At 45.2% G+C, this 16,789-nt stretch carries 15 protein-coding genes; all 15 read right to left on the bottom strand.

Annotated features, from left to right (window positions below):
- Positions 1–15: 15 nt before the first annotated feature.
- The 15 genes from mreD to FX988_RS13810 all read right to left on the bottom strand — a co-directional run bounded on the left by mreD (position 16) and on the right by FX988_RS13810 (position 16,785).
- Positions 16–492 carry a rod shape-determining protein MreD gene (gene mreD, locus FX988_RS13880; protein ID WP_160180691.1) on the bottom strand — a complete coding sequence of 159 codons (477 nt, stop codon included), beginning with the start codon at positions 490–492 and terminating at the stop codon, positions 16–18.
- Positions 489–1,349, bottom strand: a complete 861-nt coding sequence (gene mreC, locus FX988_RS13875; protein ID WP_160180690.1) for a rod shape-determining protein MreC — start codon at positions 1,347–1,349, stop codon at positions 489–491. The genes mreD and mreC overlap by 4 nt, the downstream gene beginning before the upstream one ends.
- A gap of 50 nt (positions 1,350–1,399) precedes the next feature.
- A complete protein-coding gene (locus FX988_RS13870) occupies positions 1,400–2,443 on the bottom strand; it encodes a rod shape-determining protein (RefSeq protein ID WP_006992360.1) in 1,044 nt (347 codons plus the stop codon).
- Positions 2,444–2,708: 265 nt separating this feature from the next.
- Complete coding sequence (locus FX988_RS13865) at positions 2,709–7,214, bottom strand: DUF6701 domain-containing protein (RefSeq protein ID WP_160180688.1); 4,506 nt, start codon at positions 7,212–7,214, stop codon at positions 2,709–2,711.
- Between the two features lie 133 nt (positions 7,215–7,347).
- The gene (locus tag FX988_RS13860) at positions 7,348–7,788 is read right to left on the bottom strand and encodes a type II secretory pathway protein (protein ID WP_254700615.1); all 441 of its coding nucleotides are present in this window, start codon (positions 7,786–7,788) and stop codon (positions 7,348–7,350) included.
- On the bottom strand, positions 7,778–8,620 hold the full coding sequence (locus tag FX988_RS13855; protein WP_160180686.1) for a PilW family protein: 843 nt from the start codon (positions 8,618–8,620) through the stop codon (positions 7,778–7,780). The genes FX988_RS13860 and FX988_RS13855 overlap by 11 nt, the downstream gene beginning before the upstream one ends.
- On the bottom strand, positions 8,620–9,189 hold the full coding sequence (locus FX988_RS13850; protein WP_160180684.1) for a prepilin-type N-terminal cleavage/methylation domain-containing protein: 570 nt from the start codon (positions 9,187–9,189) through the stop codon (positions 8,620–8,622). Before FX988_RS13850 ends, FX988_RS13855 begins: the two co-directional genes overlap by 1 nt.
- Positions 9,179–9,745 carry a prepilin-type N-terminal cleavage/methylation domain-containing protein gene (locus tag FX988_RS13845; RefSeq protein WP_160180682.1) on the bottom strand — a complete coding sequence of 189 codons (567 nt, stop codon included), beginning with the start codon at positions 9,743–9,745 and terminating at the stop codon, positions 9,179–9,181. Before FX988_RS13845 ends, FX988_RS13850 begins: the two co-directional genes overlap by 11 nt.
- Positions 9,746–9,828: 83 nt before the next feature.
- Entirely contained in the window at positions 9,829–10,389 is a 561-nt protein-coding gene (locus tag FX988_RS13840; RefSeq protein ID WP_160180680.1) for a prepilin-type N-terminal cleavage/methylation domain-containing protein, read from the bottom strand.
- A 103-nt stretch (positions 10,390–10,492) separates the two neighbouring features.
- Positions 10,493–11,131: a type II secretion system protein gene (locus FX988_RS13835; protein WP_160180679.1), complete on the bottom strand. Its 639-nt coding sequence runs from the start codon at positions 11,129–11,131 to the stop codon at positions 10,493–10,495.
- A gap of 18 nt (positions 11,132–11,149) precedes the next feature.
- Positions 11,150–11,662 carry a hypothetical protein gene (locus FX988_RS13830; RefSeq protein ID WP_160180677.1) on the bottom strand — a complete coding sequence of 171 codons (513 nt, stop codon included), beginning with the start codon at positions 11,660–11,662 and terminating at the stop codon, positions 11,150–11,152.
- A 3-nt stretch (positions 11,663–11,665) separates the two neighbouring features.
- A complete protein-coding gene (locus FX988_RS13825; RefSeq protein ID WP_160180675.1) occupies positions 11,666–12,883 on the bottom strand; it encodes a type II secretion system F family protein in 1,218 nt (405 codons plus the stop codon).
- Positions 12,876–14,759 carry a GspE/PulE family protein gene (locus FX988_RS13820; protein WP_160180673.1) on the bottom strand — a complete coding sequence of 628 codons (1,884 nt, stop codon included), beginning with the start codon at positions 14,757–14,759 and terminating at the stop codon, positions 12,876–12,878. The genes FX988_RS13825 and FX988_RS13820 overlap by 8 nt, the downstream gene beginning before the upstream one ends.
- On the bottom strand, positions 14,756–15,880 hold the full coding sequence (locus FX988_RS13815; RefSeq protein WP_160180672.1) for a tetratricopeptide repeat protein: 1,125 nt from the start codon (positions 15,878–15,880) through the stop codon (positions 14,756–14,758). Before FX988_RS13815 ends, FX988_RS13820 begins: the two co-directional genes overlap by 4 nt.
- The gene (locus FX988_RS13810; RefSeq protein ID WP_160180670.1) at positions 15,877–16,785 is read right to left on the bottom strand and encodes an ExeA family protein; all 909 of its coding nucleotides are present in this window, start codon (positions 16,783–16,785) and stop codon (positions 15,877–15,879) included. Before FX988_RS13810 ends, FX988_RS13815 begins: the two co-directional genes overlap by 4 nt.
- Positions 16,786–16,789: the final 4 nt, after the last annotated feature.

Below are 16,789 nucleotides of genomic sequence, written 5' to 3'. Positions count from 1 at the left end.
GATGTCTGGTGGGGCTCAGCTCAAACGAAACTGACGACGAACCCGACGTAATAACCAAAATATCCATGGCCAAATTACCATAGAGGTAATTACCGGCCACATGTATGTAAGCATAAAGTAGATGTCAGTTAATAAATGCATTAACCAAAAGACCACTAAATTGTATAACGCGCATAAAATGCCGATGACGATAGCTTGCTGCCAAACTGAATAATTTCGCAAACGCTGATAATTAGCCGCCAGCACAAATACGCTTAAACTCATAGCGAAACTGTGCACACCTATACTGGTGCCTAGCAATAAGTCGAGTACCAAGCCGACAATGAAGGCGACCCCAACATTCACGCGCTCTGGCAAAGCAAGCGTCCAGTAGCCGAGCACCAGAAAGACCCAATCAGGGCGATACTGTTCTACTATGCTGGGCATCGGCATAATTTGTAACACCAGGGCCACGATAATACTCAGACCGATAGTATTGTTTCTTAGTTTCATTGTTCTACTTCCGGAACAGTTTGCTCAGGCCCCACCAGATTATTTGGCCATAGCAAAAGCAAATACTTTAGCCTGTCCAACAATGCCACTGGTTCAGCATTAATCTGAGCAAAAGGGCGGCCTTCATCACGCACAATAGAAGTAATTCTGGCTACCGGGTAGCCTTCAGGAAACACATTGCCCAACCCTGAAGAAAGCAGCAAATCGCCTTCTTTCACATCTGCGCTGTGAGGGACATGTTGGATAATCAAATCATTCAAACTCCCTGAGCCAGATACCACCATACGTATATTATTTCGCGCCACGCGCACTGGAATAGCATGGGTTACATCAGAAATCAGTAATACCCGACTGTTGGTCGAACCAACTTGCATAATTTGCCCAACAATTCCTTTATCATCGATAACGGGTTGGCCTTCATACACACCTTGGATCGCACCACGGTCAATCACTATTTGATGACTATAAGGGTTGTTGTCTACCGCCATTAACTCCGCCACTTCTTTGCGAATATCGCCACGCACAGGCGTATTCAAAAGTCGCCGTAGACGATCGTTTTCCTCTTGCAGCAAAACAAAACGCTGTAATTTGCCATTAAGTATCACGGCATTGTGTTGTAGTTCGGCATTTTCTTCGAGTAGTTGTTGATGCGAGACCAAACGACTCGCACTGGCATTGAGCATTTCGCTAGGTAGGTTGGCTAAATATTGAATGGGGCTTACCACAGAATTAAAATAGACTCGGGTAGTGGCAAAACCGTCAAATACGTGATCGAACACAATTAACCCCACTGACAGCGCTAGGGCAAAAACCAGTTTAATGTGTAACGACGGACCACGCAGAAAAATCGAGTTCATATGAAATGTAAAAGCGGCTACCGCCGCTTTTTAATATCCTTTACTAGGGGTTACTCGTAGCTAAATAAATCGCCACCGTGCAAATCGATCATCTCGAATGCTTTACCACCACCTCGTGCAACACAGGTTAAAGGATCATCAGCAATCACCACTGGAATGCCCGTTTCTTCCATGAGTAAACGATCTAAGTCTTTTAATAACGCCCCACCGCCGGTTAACACCATGCCGCGTTCTGAAATATCAGAGGCTAGTTCAGGTGGTGATTGCTCAAGGGCAACCATTACCGCTGATACAATGCCGCTTAACGGCTCTTGTAAGGCTTCTAAGATTTCGTTGCTGTTCAAAGTAAATCCGCGAGGGACACCTTCAGCTAAGTTACGACCACGCACTTCTATTTCTTTTACTTCTTCGCCAGGGTAAGCCGCGCCAATCTCGTGCTTAATACGTTCAGCCGTCGCTTCACCAATAAGCGAACCAAAATTACGGCGAATATAGCTGATAATGGCTTCATCAAATTTGTCACCACCGATACGAACCGAGGAAGAATAGACGATACCGTTTAACGAGATAATCGCGACTTCAGTCGTACCCCCACCGATATCGACCACCATAGAGCCCGTTGCTTCTGATACTGGCAAACCGGCGCCGATCGCTGCGGCCATAGGCTCATCAATAAGGTACACCTCACGAGCACCCGCGCCTAATGCAGATTCACGAATAGCACGACGCTCCACCTGAGTAGAACCACAAGGTACACAAACTAATACCCGAGGACTCGGACGAAGAAAATTGTTGTCATGTACTTGTTTGATAAAATGCTGAAGCATTTTTTCAGTCACATAAAAGTCAGCAATAACACCGTCTTTCATGGGTCGTATGGCTTTAATGTTGCCAGGAGTACGCCCCAACATCCGCTTTGCTTCACCACCGACAGCCGCCACACTTTTAGGACCGCCAGCACGCTCTTGCCTAATGGCAACAACGGAAGGCTCATTTAGTACAATTCCCTGATCCTTTATATAGATAAGCGTATTTGCTGTACCGAGGTCAATAGATAAGTCGTTGGAAAACATTCCTCGAAGCTTTTTGAACATTGAAAAACCGCAACCTGTTTGATATGAGAGATAATCCGCTAACTTTACCAATGCCCCTCGTCTTGGGCAAGTAAACACCTCATTTGACGTGATAAAAAATGTAGAAACCTTAGATTATTTGAGGTTTCACTAACAAATTTTTATCAAGACCCCAAAAAAGAACAAAAGCGGATGTTTTGTGATGTTAATTTGATCTCACTCAGACAGTACATTTAACAAAAAGTGCCCAGACGAATACAATTTAAATAATCATGCATTTAGACCATTAATTAAACACTTCACGCCAATGAATAATACGGTCATTTCCTCGATACAGACCGAAAGTCAAGATCGAGGATGGGCCATCTATACTGCTAGCTCCAGGGCAGAGCGTTAGGTCAGAACAGATATAACCGTCATTGTTCCAATCAAAGTTCAAGTATTGTGCCCAAGTTGGGTTACTGGCGCTTGGATCTAATGACACTTCCACTGCACCCGCTACGCCTGGGCCATTTCCTGAGGCAGTGCCAGTTAAAGCAAAATTATTATTCCCTAAAATTTCTCCTCCAAACAAAGTACCACTACTGGTTATTGGATCAATTTGTCCGGTGATGTCATTTCCTCCTTGGGTGCTTAACACAATTTGCCCAGCACTTTCAGTTAAATCGATAGGCGTACAGTTGTCTTCTTGGTTTAGCTGCCAACGACCATTGAGGTAATGCTCAGCACGAACCGGGGTAACTAAAAAGTCTGTCTCAGGTCCAAAGTTGGGCTCAAGGGATAGTCGGCCGTGACGCACATTCACGTTAGTACCTGTGATATTGCTGCCAGTTTCATCATTAATGCTAAAATCTTCACATCCCGATATAGGATAATTACTTTGATAACACACATTATTATCGGCCGTTAAAAATGTAGCCAAAAAGCGCATATCCACTGCTGCCGCGAAAGGCTCAATTAAAGGGTAGGCAGTAAAATCTGTGGCTACTTTTTCATAAACAAATGTTGCGTCTGGCACCTCAACCAAAGTGATTCCATTAAAAGCGGTTGGCGCGGTGACCTGTGCAGGCGCTCCACTTGTGATGCGGGTAACAATTGGGCTTGATGTAGCATGAATCGATGCATCATCAATTGTCACCCCATCTGTTGTGTCAGGGTTATATCGCCAGTATCCGTTAATATAATTTCTGGTCACATCACCCTGAGCATTCATTGCCACCAGCTCAACTTGGGTAGAAGGCGAAAATGTCACCTGCTGCCCCATATAACTAAAATTACCGCACTGATTTACAAGCTCAGGAGCCGTCAAGATTTGCACGTCAAAGTACGCGGGAATAAATTCTCCTAGAGTAAGCGTGCTGTCAGTGCTAATTGTACTTATTGGGTTATTGTTATCAGGTAAATAGTTGGCGTCTTGTACATCCAGACGAATGACACCGACTTCGCTGTAATTGGCTTGGTAATTGTACTGTCCACCCACAAAGTTCAGACTTGGCGTATTAGCGAATTGCTTTGTTTGACGCGTTACAACCCCCGCAGCGTCACCATAGATAAATATGCCATCTGCACCCGCTGCTTCATATGGCAGCATTCGTTCTGCTGCTACTTGTAGCTGCCCTGGTTGATAATTCTTTAACGGAGTATTCCCTACAGCGCCCAAAGCGGAAATAGTAAAGGTAAATTCCTCTCCGGCGGGGTACACGTCTGAGTCGACGCTAGAAGGGTAAACGCTAAAGTTATTGTCTGTGTACATCAAGGCTGCTGGTGCCACTGATAATTGCAGATGAGCAGGAACAACATCCACACTCGTTGTCCCAGAAGTGATAATTACACCGTTTATTTGTGCTTCTGCCCGCAGTCCCACACGCCCAGCATCGGCGTAATTAAGGGCAGCCAAAGATGCAATACCATTGGCATCAAAGGTTAGCCTAACGCTACCTGTGGACTCACCACTCGGGTTAGTACTGGTATCAATACCGCTAAAGTTAGTTTCACAGCGGTTTGGCGAAGTACAGTTGACTCCAAGCGTAATCTCTTGCTGTCCCTGCAACAGTGCTTGGCAGACGCCATCGGTATTTCGCACAGCCCTTAAATTAGCGCCACTAAAATTGCGCTCTGCTACTTGGTCAGGTAAAAATTTGTCAGCCACATCAGCGCCAACAAACTCAAAGGCCGCGTCTACAAATGTCATGTTGCAATCTTGCGCTCCAGAACCAGTATTCAGGCAACGCAGCGGCACATCAGGAGTGGCAGAAGACTTGCCAAAATTAAAGGTGGTTGGGTCAAGCACACTAAGAGGTGTATTTTCGAGTGAGCCTGTAAACACCAAAGGATTACCCGCCCCCCAAGTACCTGGCGTAATACTCACAGAACTTTGCTCTGTATATAACTCGCTACAGCTTTCATTAGCGCATGCTTTGATTGTGACCGTTTCAGCTTCACAGGTTAAGCCCTGACCGTCATGTTCAATTTGATAGTGACTTATCGCCTGACAGGTGCTCACACGCCCCATGTCGGTATTAATTTGACTACTGCTTTGCACAAACGCATTTAAGCGTACATTATCAAATTGGCCGTTGGCCGAATTTCGGCTCATATTGGTTACAATATAGCTTGTTCGGTTATCGCCTATGTATAAACTATTGAACTGAGCAATACCACTATTCAAATTTAAGCTGTTGGAACGCCCAGCTTCTCTACCGTTTACATAAATAACCGCGGTTTTGGCGGCATAATCATAGCTAACAGCGATATGTACCCATTGCTGTGCAGCGAAATTGAGCCCACTGGCAACCACTTCTGCATCACGATCATTGAGATCCTCAAGTCCAAAGTACAAACGCGAAGAACGCAAGCTAAGATAAAAATACTTAGAATTGGTATTACCTATATTTGTAGAAGCATCAAATAACTGCCGACTAGTACCACTAGACCACGCTTCGTTACTGCGATACCAAAATGAAATCGTTCCAGCGGCGCCCATGTCATCAGGGGCGATACCAGTATTAATAGCATTGATACTATTAGCCGAGTTATTAAAAGGGATATCGGTAAAGCGACAAGAAATCTGTTCAGTAGACAAGACGGACGTTATATTCCCTACTGGCGACGCATGTCGCGCGTTATCAGTACTATCTAAGATACTTTGATTGCCGTCAAATTCAGCTTGCTCAAACTCATACACAGCATAGGGTTCCACCTGACAGGGAGACACATTGTTCAAGTCGGTGTTGACCTGATCACTACTTTGACTGTAATCATAAATACGTAAGTCATCAAATTCTCCATTTGCTGAGTTTTCAGTCATATTAAGAATTTTATAGCGGCTACGATTATCGCCCACATACAAGGTATCGAAAACCGGTGCCTGCCCATTCAGGCCTAGGTTGTTGGTTTGTGCCCGTTGCCGACCATTAATAAAAATTGCCGCGCTGTCTTTGCTGTAATCATAACTCACTGCGACATGCACCCATTCTTGGGCCGCAAAACTCAAACCAGACACCCGTAATGCGCCATCTGCGTCAGTGCTGTCTTCTAAACCAAAGTCTAAATTTCCTGAGCCTAAGCTTAAATAGAAAAAGCGTGAGTCACCGTTACTGCCTAACCAAGTGGACGCATCAAAAAGCTGGCGCCGAGTGCCGCTTTGCCATGACTGATTGCTGCGATACCAAAAGGAAATCGTTCCTTTTTCACCGATATCACTATCAACACGGAGTCCAGTGTCAATCGCAGAGCTCACATCTGAGCGGGTATTGTTAGGTACGCTCATGACCTGACAAGATTTTTGCTCACTGGGATACTGAGGAAAAATATCCCCCACAGGTGAACCGTCATAACCCGAAGAAGACGAATCCGTAATGCTGCCATTGCCAGACCAACTGGGCTGCTCAAATTGATAAAAGGCGAGTGGCGGCCCTTCACATATTTCTTCTTCTGTTGCCGTAACTTCAAGGTCATCCATGTAAAAACCGGCAACAGAATTCGAACCGCTAACTTCGAAGCCAATAGCCACGTTACTACCAATAAAATTCGAAATATCAAAACTTTCAGAATTGGCCGAGGTTTGAGTCGAAGAGACGCTGTAGTTCTTTAAATTGTGCCAGGACTGTCCACCATTAGTGGAGATTCCCAATCGCACAGTGGAGCTACCTGTAATATAGCCAGTGCGATAATTGAAGGTCAGTTGAGCGCTAACCGCATCAGATAAATCCAGCGTTCGATACAAAAAACGTCCGGAATAACTTCGAGGGCCCGAGCTAGAAATGATCCCCAAGCGCATGCAGTTGCCATTCGTGCACAATGTGTTGGTAACGCGCAATACGCCTTGAGAAACACCATCATTTTCGTTCACTTCACGCCAGTTTGATGTCCAATTTCGGGCGCCAGTACTATTGGCGTAACTCGCTTGAGGAAAATGATCGCCAATAGTAAATGTTTCTGCGTTACAACTGTTTCTAGTGATTTGTCGCCAAGTAGCAGAGAAGCCTCTGCCTGTATTACTTTGACCTGAATTATGAACGATAAACATCGCTCCAGAAGTCGAGGTTATGCTGTCAGGGATATTGCTACCACTGTACTGACCTAAACGCGGAGAACTGGCATCAGAACCATCATAAACGGTAAGCGTATCTCCGCTTCGGTATTGGAAATCGGTAAAAGAAAGCACAATGTTACCACTGCTTGCGGGTCGGATTAAAAACCCGCAATTTTCAAGGTTGGCGTAATTTCGATTTTCACCACCTGAATCAGTGACATCACCAACGGCCTCTTCACTAAGTAAATCTGTGCACATAGTATTTGCCAGCGTAGAGACCGGAAATAGAGTAACGAGGAGAAAAATGACAGATATAAACGAAGTTTTCATCGTTTGAGCCTAGTCCACTGATACACGGGTAACGGATTGCATTTCATACCTAAGTACATATTTACTGTATCCCTTCAACAGATACGTTACGACTTACCACTGTGTCCCCTGCGATACAGGAGCCTTGGGCGGTAATGCGAAAATACTGGTACAGATCCCCACTGTCGTCCACAGACACAACATCGCAGGCACTTGTGTAATGACAATTGCTTAGGCCAGGAGTGTTGGTAAAAGTGAAATTGTAATTCGCAGGGCAGTTGCTCGCACCAGACAGTGGAAAGGCACCGCTAACCGCTCGCTCTACACCGCTACGCGCTGCATTTAACGCTCGCTGGCCATACACTTCGCTGACAACACTATCGGCCGATGCAGCGAACATTGTCAGCATCGTTGACGCCAAAATAGCCAGCACAATAATGATAAATAAGGCAATCACCAACATACTACCACGCTGTTTTTGGCGGGAGTGGAATTGCGTCAGAGGATGCAGCTTATGGGACATTGGGCACATGGATATCACTGCTAAGGTTAATGGTTTCTTCGTTGAGCTCAAAGGCGAGCAGAATCTGAATGAGGCTATTTCGATTCAACGTCGCATTTTGTATGGTAAATGGAAGTTGCGCAGAAACGGATAGATCGTTAACGATGTTTTGCGCCATTAGCGCTCCGCCTGCCCCGAAGACTGTTTGAGTTTGGCCGATAGCCCCTTGGTGCCTAAAGATACTGCCACCGCGAACGCAGTAGCTCACCGCATTACGCACTATATATAGTCTAGACGCTGGGGAGATGTCCGCAAAAGCACCATCGACTGTTAAAGTCGCTAAATGCTCAGGGCTGTCATTGCTACTGCAGTTTCCGTCTCCACTGTCAGTACAGGATAAAATGGTACGCCGCTTTTGCCGACCAACATCAAATACGTCATCACTGTCCGTGGGGTAAACAATTGCCATATCACCACTAGCCAATGAGAATTGACCATTTATATCACCTAGCTCGACAGTATTGACCGTACGCTCAGTGGAAGGCTCGATTGGCAAACGCGTGTAATACGTCGCCCATGCGGTAGGAACAAACTCGATACATTGGCTACCATTTGCTTGCGCGACTCGAGCACTGTTAGGCACTGCACTGCGTAATTCTCGGTTTAAGCGCTCTAACACAAAACGGCTCTGGCTTAATAGTTCATCACGCTCACTCACATCATTAAATATCTGTACTCCAGAACGAATAAAGCTAGTGACACCAATAGACACCACACCTAAAACGATAATGACAGTGATAAGCTCTACTAGGGTAAAACCTTTATGTTGATGGAAAGACACGTGCTTGCTCATCAGTAGTTATACCGGTAAGTCGAAAATACGATGTCTTCGTTATTCGGGGTCGTTACATTCACTGTGATAAGCTTTGCCAGTCCTACAGCGTTGTCATTTATGCCATTTAAATCGGCATCATAAAAAACCGACACTGTCGCTCGAAAGCCTTGATATAGATTGCGCCCATTAATACCTATGGTGCCGCCCGTGGCGCTGAGTATGTTGCCATCACGCTCGTCTAATCCATGAAAATCATCTACATCATTGTATGCGCCACGACCTTCTCCGTCCGGTCCTAACGCACTCGGTAAGGTGCATGCTGGTGCTGATGCATCACCGCAACGTACACTGCTATTACGGCTTGAGTTCTCATCAAAAGACTTACCGCTAATTTCATTTAGTAAGGATTGCCCTAACTCTGTCGCTCTCACTTGAAAAATAGGATCAATACTACGTGTTGCTTGAGGAACGATCATGCTAACGAAAAACGTCATGGCGATTGCAAACACTAACATACCGATCACCAGTTCAATTAAGGTAAATCCGGCATTTTTCCTTAACGTCACGGTTGGTCTGTTAACATTCATGAATGTACCCTTCACTTTCGACGCAGATAGCCGGCGACTGACTTCCCTGAAAGGTAATACGACACTCAGTCTGGCAACTTCCCACATTGGTTGAAGGGCGACCAAAACTATCAAATGCCATTAAATTGAACGCCCCATTCCCTGTGTCTAGGGTAGTCATACTAATACCATCAGCGGCAATTTCACCGTTGCTGGTTCGCAGAAACTCTGGTGTGGTGAAATTAATACTGTTTGCGCAAGATGCAGTACGCTCAGCTTGGGTGTTGTTGCGATAACTCAGCGTTGGTGGGCCAAAAGCCGGATTCGATGTATTGAAGTTTATTTGGAAACAATAACCGTTTCGCGTGTCCTGCATCGCGCGTTGTTGCATTGCGCGTAACGCTGATAATAAACGCGATTGGTAGCTGTATTCAGCATAGCCAGTACTATCAAAGCGGCTCGCAGCAGAAACAGCGAGAATACCGATAATAAGGATCACCACTATTAGCTCTATAAGGGTGAAACCACGCTGCGCAGCATTCACGGGGAATGTGTTTTTGCCGCCCAACGTATTCATTCATTTTACTCCAAACAGGAAACCGGGAAAGAAAAGCCAAATTAAATTTGGCTTGTCACTATCACTTTTCCGGCTTAACCAGCTTAACAGCCAGTAGTAATGCTGCCGATCGTAGGTTCTTCACCTTCAGCTGTCGCCGCTTCATTATGAATGTAGTAGGCATAACACGCTCCAGCGTTAGTTGTACCATTTGGATAAACAATTAACGCCACGTTACTTTGAGTTGGCAGAGTCGTGAAGCCATCTGCAGTAAGGTCCGCATTTATATTCTGAGACTCATCAACACAAAACTCAGACGTACAAGCGCCGCCGGTTAATACTTCAATATTAGCGTCGAGCATATTAACCCATGCAAGATCCCAGTCATGGCGAGCATATCCGAAATCAGTTTGCACGGTTTGGCTATTCTTCAACGTTAGCGTGCCGTTAGCGGATGCATTTGTCCCATCAAGTAGAGATTTAGCATGAATAATGTCGCTGGCTGACTGCATAGCACCTTCCATCCCTTTTACAACAGATGCGCGAGCATCACCTTGAATATCTAAGAACTTAGGTGCTGCAGTGACCGCCAAAATACCTAAAATAACGATAACTATGATTAATTCAATAAGGGTAAAACCACCCTGTTGTTTACTGTTTTGCATGATGTTACTCCAATTTGCTAAATAGCATTTTTAAACTGTGTAAAGTTATACCAGCTGCGTTTAGCATCAGCTATTAGCAAATGGTAGCGTGTCAAATTATTGACTAATTATTACTAAAAACAATTACTTGCCCGATTCTTGGATCGTATATAAAGCCATTCCCTGCGGTATTGTCAACAGGCTCATTGGTATCGTTTTTTATAGTCTGGGTTAAATAGTAATAACAAAGATCATTTCCCCCAGAGCCGTTTCCCTCGCTCTGACGAGTAAAATAGCGGTGCTCATCAAACGGGCGATTGTTCCAATCAGAAGAGATTGTTGGCGCACTTTGCATGATTAAGTTAAAAATACTTTCACAATCTAGCAAACTTACTTGTGTATCTTCGGTACTGCTGTCTGTATCAAGCTGTCCTGTCGGGTAGCCAGTGTCTTGATCGACGCCAATTCGAATATTATCCATCGTCACAAAACTTAAATTTGTGGCAAAATTCTCCTTTGGCCGCCCTTCAATTTCCCATTGAGCTCGCACCAAGCCTACGCCTGTTGCAAATCCACCTGCGACCCCTTCAACTGTGGCATCTTCCGCTTCTTCGGTCACATCCAGTAAGCGCGGTAAAGCAGTGGCGGCTAACAGGCCTAAAATAACCACAACGATGACCAATTCGATTAAGGTAAAACCTTGTTGGCGTTGAGCGCGCTCCACTGAAAAGGCGTGTTTTTGTGATTTTGCTAATTTCATCATCTTTCTCTACCCATTCGGTTAACTTATAATTTTGGAAACCTGTCCCGTATACACTTTATATTCAAAATAAGGCCCAGTTGATAACCTGTATCGGCAAATCGATGCTAGAGCGTTATCACTAATCTGCACCCCATCATAAAATTCGGCATACATTTTAAATCCTTCTACTTCTAAATCTGTGTTTAGTACATCGCGCCATAAATCGGCACAACCTTTACTTGTTGGCGTTAGCCTAGGCCAGCCTAAATGACTCATATTAAGTGGATGACGGCCGATTTCGTTCCCCTGTGCATCATAGTTAACGAGTAAAATACTACTCGGCCTTCCTTCATTTTGCCATTGCCAATGAGCATTCAATGTACTCTTGGTGAACTGTTCCACTAAGGTTTGCAAAGCGACTTTGCGAATACTCGGACTACTGTCATTGAAATAGACGATAAAGCCCAATATGAGTGAGGTAAACACAACCACCACCACTAAATTACTAAATAGGGTGCGTTCACGTTCGTCACTGGCTTCATTTCTACGCATAAATTAACCCTGTATCGCCCCCATCATATTCCACATTGGAGTGAAGATACCCAGCGCAAGTACCAGAACCATAGCTGCCACCACCATAATAAGCAGCGGCTCTATTTTTGAGGTCAGACTCTTTAAGTCGTAATCCACCTCACGCTCGTAAAACTCAGCAGCCTCACCAAGCAATTCATCCACCCTGCCAGTTTCTTCACCGACATTAATCATTTGCAATACCAATGGGGTGAACATTTTACTAGAGTTAGCGACCCGAGATAGGCTTTCCCCTTTCTCAATATTTTTGCGCATCTGTATAATTTTGTCGGCCATAAAAGCGTTGCTCACTGCGTCAGAGACTAAGTTGAGCGCCGCAGTTAACGGGACGCCAGAACGCAGCATCATGGAAAAGCTTCGAGCGAAGCGGCTTAATAGAGTTCGTTCAAAAATCCCGCCAACAATCGGTAACCGAAGTTTGGCTTTATCCCAATTAAAACGCCCTTTCGCAGTATTGATATAACGAGATATCAAGAAGATTGCTAAGACAATGCCCACCAGCATATAAGGCCATTTAGTAATGAAAAAATCTGATGTGGCAAGCAATATACGCGTCATTAGGGGCAACTCAGCACCAAAGCTGGTAAACATATTGGCAAATACAGGGATCACAAATATATTCATGATCACTAGCGCAGCCACAACGGCCAAGATAACGAATGTGGGGTAGCGGGTAGCCGCTTTAATTTGTTTGCGCGTTTCTTGCTCACGTTCCATATAATCAGACAACTGCAAAAACGCTTCGTCTAGTCGACCAGTGTTTTCCCCTACGTGCACAATACTAACGAACAATTGGCCGAACACTTTGTTGTGTCTATGCAGTGCTGAAGACAAAGTGCGACCCCGCTCTAGTTGGTCGCACACATCATTTAAAATCTGTGTCATGCGCTCACTACTAGATGTTTCGGCTAACCCCTTAACCGATCGAATAATAGGGATGCCAGATTTGGTAAGTGAGTACATTTGACGAGAAAAAATAACCAAATCTTCGAGTTTTATTTTTGGTGTAAACAAAGATACATTCAAAGAGGCGCCCGCAGTTCCTTTAGCCTCTTTTATTTCAATAGGCGTAAATTGTCGGCCAAGTAATATTTGCGCCACACTTGAGGCGTCATTCGCTTCTATATTACCTGCGGTTAGCTCACCGCTGGCATTTCTCGCCTTATAGGTAAAGTTAGCCATGGCCGTTATCCGAACTGTCGTCTTTTGGCTCTAATTCGAAAGAAAAGCCATCGCTTGACGATGCCGGTTTCTCTTTATTTTCACTGGATTCAAAGGTATCTATAGCGTCGGTGTTCGTTTCTGCGCTACCAGCATCAATTTGCCCTACTGGCACTTCGGATTCAGGTGCTTCTTTTTGTTCATCAGCCACCATTTCAATCAATTTCAGTACTTCTTCAACCGTGGTGATCCCCATTTTTGCATAGGTTAATGCCACTTTTGCTAAAGGAATAAAACCAGGGCTATGCTGAGCAGCTTGTCCAAATTGAATAGAATCATTGGATTTCAATGCATTCATCATGCTTTCAGTCATTTCTAACAACTCAAACACACCCACGCGACCACGATAACCAGTGTGATTACATGTTTGACAGCCTCGACCACGCCTAAACGTGACATTGGCCACTTGAGGGTCGATATTTTTTAACCACACCCCCTCTTCGGGCGACGGCTGATGTGGCTCGCTGCAGCTTTCGCAGACTTTTCGCACCAATCGTTGTGCAATAACAGCCCGCAGTGAACTGGCAACCAAATAACCTGGAGCGCCCATATCGAGTAAACGCACAGCACTGCTGATGGCGTCATTGGTGTGTAAAGTGGATAAGACTAAGTGACCGGTTAATGCACCTCTAAGGCCTATTTCAGCGGTTTCTTGGTCACGCATTTCCCCGACCATAATAATATCGGGATCTTGCCGTAAGGTGGTACGCAGTACATTGGAGAAATTCAGACCAATTTTACTGTTGGTTTGTACTTGATTGATCCGAGGTAATCGATATTCCACAGGATCTTCAACCGTAATGATTTTGGCAGAAGGTTGATTAAGCTCACTTAATGCCCCGTACAAGGTGGTTGTTTTACCCGACCCAGTAGGGCCCGTGACAAGGATCATCCCATGAGGACGCTTCAACAGGACTCTGAAACGCTTAAGTAGCGGCCCGGGCATACCCGTTTGGTCAAGCGATAACACACCCGCTGATTGGTCAAGTAGTCGCATAACCACTGACTCACCGTTTTGCACCGGCATGGTAGAAACACGTACATCAATCGAGTGGCCCTTAATGCGCATGTTAGTGCGACCATCTTGTGGTAAGCGCTTTTCTGAAATATCAAGTCCAGACATCAGCTTCAAACGCAATACCAAGGCCGAGGCAATATTCTTTTCTTTTATGACATTTTCTTGTAGCACGCCATCAACCCGCAGGCGAATGCGCAGCAATTCGTTGTCAGGCTCTATGTGTATATCTGACGCTTTGGTTTGTAGAGCATCTTCAAAAATAGATTGTAATAAGCGAGCAACGGCGGTGTCTTGTTCATCATCCACCCCGGTATCAAAATCAAATTCATCATCATCTTGATACTCTTCTGCCAATTCCTGAGCGAAAGAAGCAATATCCTCCGTTCTACGATAAAAACGATCGTAGGCTTGAAATAATTGCGCGTCACTCACCACAGCCACTTTAACCGGCTTAGGTAACACGCCGGATAAAATATCAATAGCGGCTAAATCAGCCGGGTCGCTCATGCCCACCAGTAAATGATCACCTTTATCGTCAAGCACTAATGCACGGTAACGACGGGCCTGCACCTCGGGTAGCAGCAATACCGCTTCTACCGATACTTGATATTGACTAACATCAACTAGGGGCACCCCTAAATGCTGTGACAAAAAGGTCAATAACTGGTTTTCCGATACGAAGCCCAATTCTATCAGCATATGCCCCAGTTTTCGGCCGCTCTGCTTCTGAGCCGAAAGGGTTTGCATCAGTTGTTCTTCACTGATGATCCCTTCTTGAACAAGGAGATCTCCTAAGCGAATTTTGGTTCTTGGCTTCATTCTATTCCAACTAAATCATTCAAACGTTGTCGCACAAACCTGATAACTTGCGGTGTTAATTGCTGTTCATTGTCTGCTTTTTGGTAGCTCACTAAAGCTTGTGTCTTGTCGCCTGAACTATCTTGAGCGATACCTAGCCCTAACCACCACTTGGCTTGCTGTGGTTCAGCATTAACCAATTTTTGATAATCCTGCTGCGCTTGCGCGTAGTTTTCCATCTGCTGGGCTAGTGCACCGCGATAAGCATAATAATCACTGTGCAATACTAAAGATGGAGACACTTCTAACAATAAGCTTAACGCTTTGCTTGGGTTGTCTTGTTGGGCAAACAACCGCGCCAACATCAAACGTAAATCATGTTGCTCAGGCTGAGAGGCCACCCCTTCTGTGAGCAGCGCTTGTGCTTCTTGTAAGCGATTTTCAGCAAACAAAAGTGAGGCGAGTTTTTTTCGAATACGCAGATTATTCGGGTCAGTGCTGAGCAGCTTTTGTAAACCACTAATCGCGATTAAGGTTTTACCGTCGCGTAGTGCCTGATTGATGGTTTGTTTTAAACCAGCTTCAGCGTAACGAGTATGGTTCGTTTGCTTGCTAAACACAGCTTTAGGCTGCTCATTACTGCCTGAGTCAGCCTGCTTTGCACTAGCTAGCCTAGGGGTTTCTGGATCAGTAAGAAGTGACTCGGCTGTATTGTCAGGTTTAGTACTTGTATTCTGAGTGTGTGAGGTCTGTTTCTCAGATGAGACATTTTGCGTATTCGTTGTTTCTGCTATGGCCGAAGTAGGCGCTGGGGCGTCCGGTTCTATCCACACCACTTTTTGGGGCGCCGAGCCATTCGCGAGGGTATCCGAAGTCGGTTTTTGCGCTTGAGCGGAAACAGCATCTTCATCCTCTAGTAATGCGCTAGCAACGGGTTTGTTAGTGATTTGATTTGAGGTGTCGCTATTCAATACTGACCAGTAATATCCCCCTAGCACAATAAGAACAACCGTTAACAATAAGAGTACTATCCATGCAAGCTTGCCAACGTTGCGTTTAGGCGGTTGATAATCTGCGCTAACGGACTCTGAGGCACTCTGTCTTGCCTCAAGATCTTGTAGCATTTTATTGACCACACTCATACGCCATACCCCCGAAATGCCAAATACAGAGCCATGCTAGCAGCTGCAATAAGGGCTAATCCAAACAGCGTTTTCGCCAGAGAAAAGCTATTTTTATAGGCTGCTTCGGTGTCTGCTACAGCCAGTTTAACGTGTCTTGTTTCCACCTGTTGCTTACCTTCGCCGTAGGCTAACATCAACGCCTTGTGACACAATACATTGACAATACGCGGGGTCCCCTTACTCGCTTTAAACAGCATTTTGCAGGCTCGGCTTGAAAAAATATCTCCTCCTCGATAGCCCGCTACCGACATACGATGACGCACATATTGAAATAACTGGTCCGCGTCCATTAATTTCAATGCATAGGAGAATGTCACGCGCTGTTTCAGTTGGCGCAGCTCCGGCAGCGCAAGCTTATCGTCTAGCTCAGGCTGGCCGAACAGCACAACTTGCAATAATTTGCGTGATTCTGTTTCTAGATTAGTGATTAAACGAAGCGCCTCAATACTTTCTACGGGAAGGGCTTGTGCCTCATCAATGATCAACACCACCCCTCGGTTTTGTTGATTTATTTCAATTAAACGCCGCTGGATCCGTTGGGTAAATTCTTGCTGGTCCGCATGCTCACTGAGTGTGACATTAAGCTCAGCAGCCACTGAACGGCGTAACTCGCTCGGTGTTAAATAAGGGTTGGGAATATACGCAGCAACAAAATGGTCAGGCAGTTCGTTAAGTAACTTACGACAAATTAACGTTTTTCCTGTCCCCACCTCACCCGTTACTTTAATAAACCCTTCACCGGTTTTAATGGCGGTCAAAAGTACCGCTATCGCTTCCTTGTGACTGGGCAAACCAAAGAAATAACTTGTGTTTGGGGTTAGGGTAAAAGGTAACTCCTTTATACCGTAGTGGTATAAATACATAAGC

Source organism: Paraglaciecola mesophila, assembly GCF_009906955.1.
Taxonomy (GTDB): Bacteria; Pseudomonadota; Gammaproteobacteria; order Enterobacterales; family Alteromonadaceae; genus Paraglaciecola; species Paraglaciecola mesophila_A.
The sequence above is the reverse complement of the archived record's forward strand: the minus strand, read 5'-3'. Positions and strand labels throughout refer to the sequence as shown.

Coding starts and splice junctions, on each gene's coding strand:
- mreD (WP_160180691.1), bottom strand. CDS start 492: ATGAAACTAAGAAACAATACTATCGGTCTGAGTATTATCGTGGCCCTG.
- FX988_RS13830 (WP_160180677.1), bottom strand. CDS start 11,662: ATGCGTAGAAATGAAGCCAGTGACGAACGTGAACGCACCCTATTTAGT.
- FX988_RS13860 (WP_254700615.1), bottom strand. CDS start 7,788: ATGTCCCATAAGCTGCATCCTCTGACGCAATTCCACTCCCGCCAAAAA.
- FX988_RS13835 (WP_160180679.1), bottom strand. CDS start 11,131: ATGATGAAATTAGCAAAATCACAAAAACACGCCTTTTCAGTGGAGCGC.
- FX988_RS13820 (WP_160180673.1), bottom strand. CDS start 14,759: ATGAAGCCAAGAACCAAAATTCGCTTAGGAGATCTCCTTGTTCAAGAA.
- FX988_RS13810 (WP_160180670.1), bottom strand. CDS start 16,785: ATGTATTTATACCACTACGGTATAAAGGAGTTACCTTTTACCCTAACC.
- FX988_RS13840 (WP_160180680.1), bottom strand. CDS start 10,389: ATGCAAAACAGTAAACAACAGGGTGGTTTTACCCTTATTGAATTAATC.
- FX988_RS13850 (WP_160180684.1), bottom strand. CDS start 9,189: ATGAATGTTAACAGACCAACCGTGACGTTAAGGAAAAATGCCGGATTT.
- FX988_RS13870 (WP_006992360.1), bottom strand. CDS start 2,443: ATGTTCAAAAAGCTTCGAGGAATGTTTTCCAACGACTTATCTATTGAC.
- FX988_RS13845 (WP_160180682.1), bottom strand. CDS start 9,745: ATGAATACGTTGGGCGGCAAAAACACATTCCCCGTGAATGCTGCGCAG.
- mreC (WP_160180690.1), bottom strand. CDS start 1,349: ATGAACTCGATTTTTCTGCGTGGTCCGTCGTTACACATTAAACTGGTT.
- FX988_RS13865 (WP_160180688.1), bottom strand. CDS start 7,214: ATGTGCACAGATTTACTTAGTGAAGAGGCCGTTGGTGATGTCACTGAT.
- FX988_RS13825 (WP_160180675.1), bottom strand. CDS start 12,883: ATGGCTAACTTTACCTATAAGGCGAGAAATGCCAGCGGTGAGCTAACC.
- FX988_RS13855 (WP_160180686.1), bottom strand. CDS start 8,620: ATGAGCAAGCACGTGTCTTTCCATCAACATAAAGGTTTTACCCTAGTA.
- FX988_RS13815 (WP_160180672.1), bottom strand. CDS start 15,880: ATGAGTGTGGTCAATAAAATGCTACAAGATCTTGAGGCAAGACAGAGT.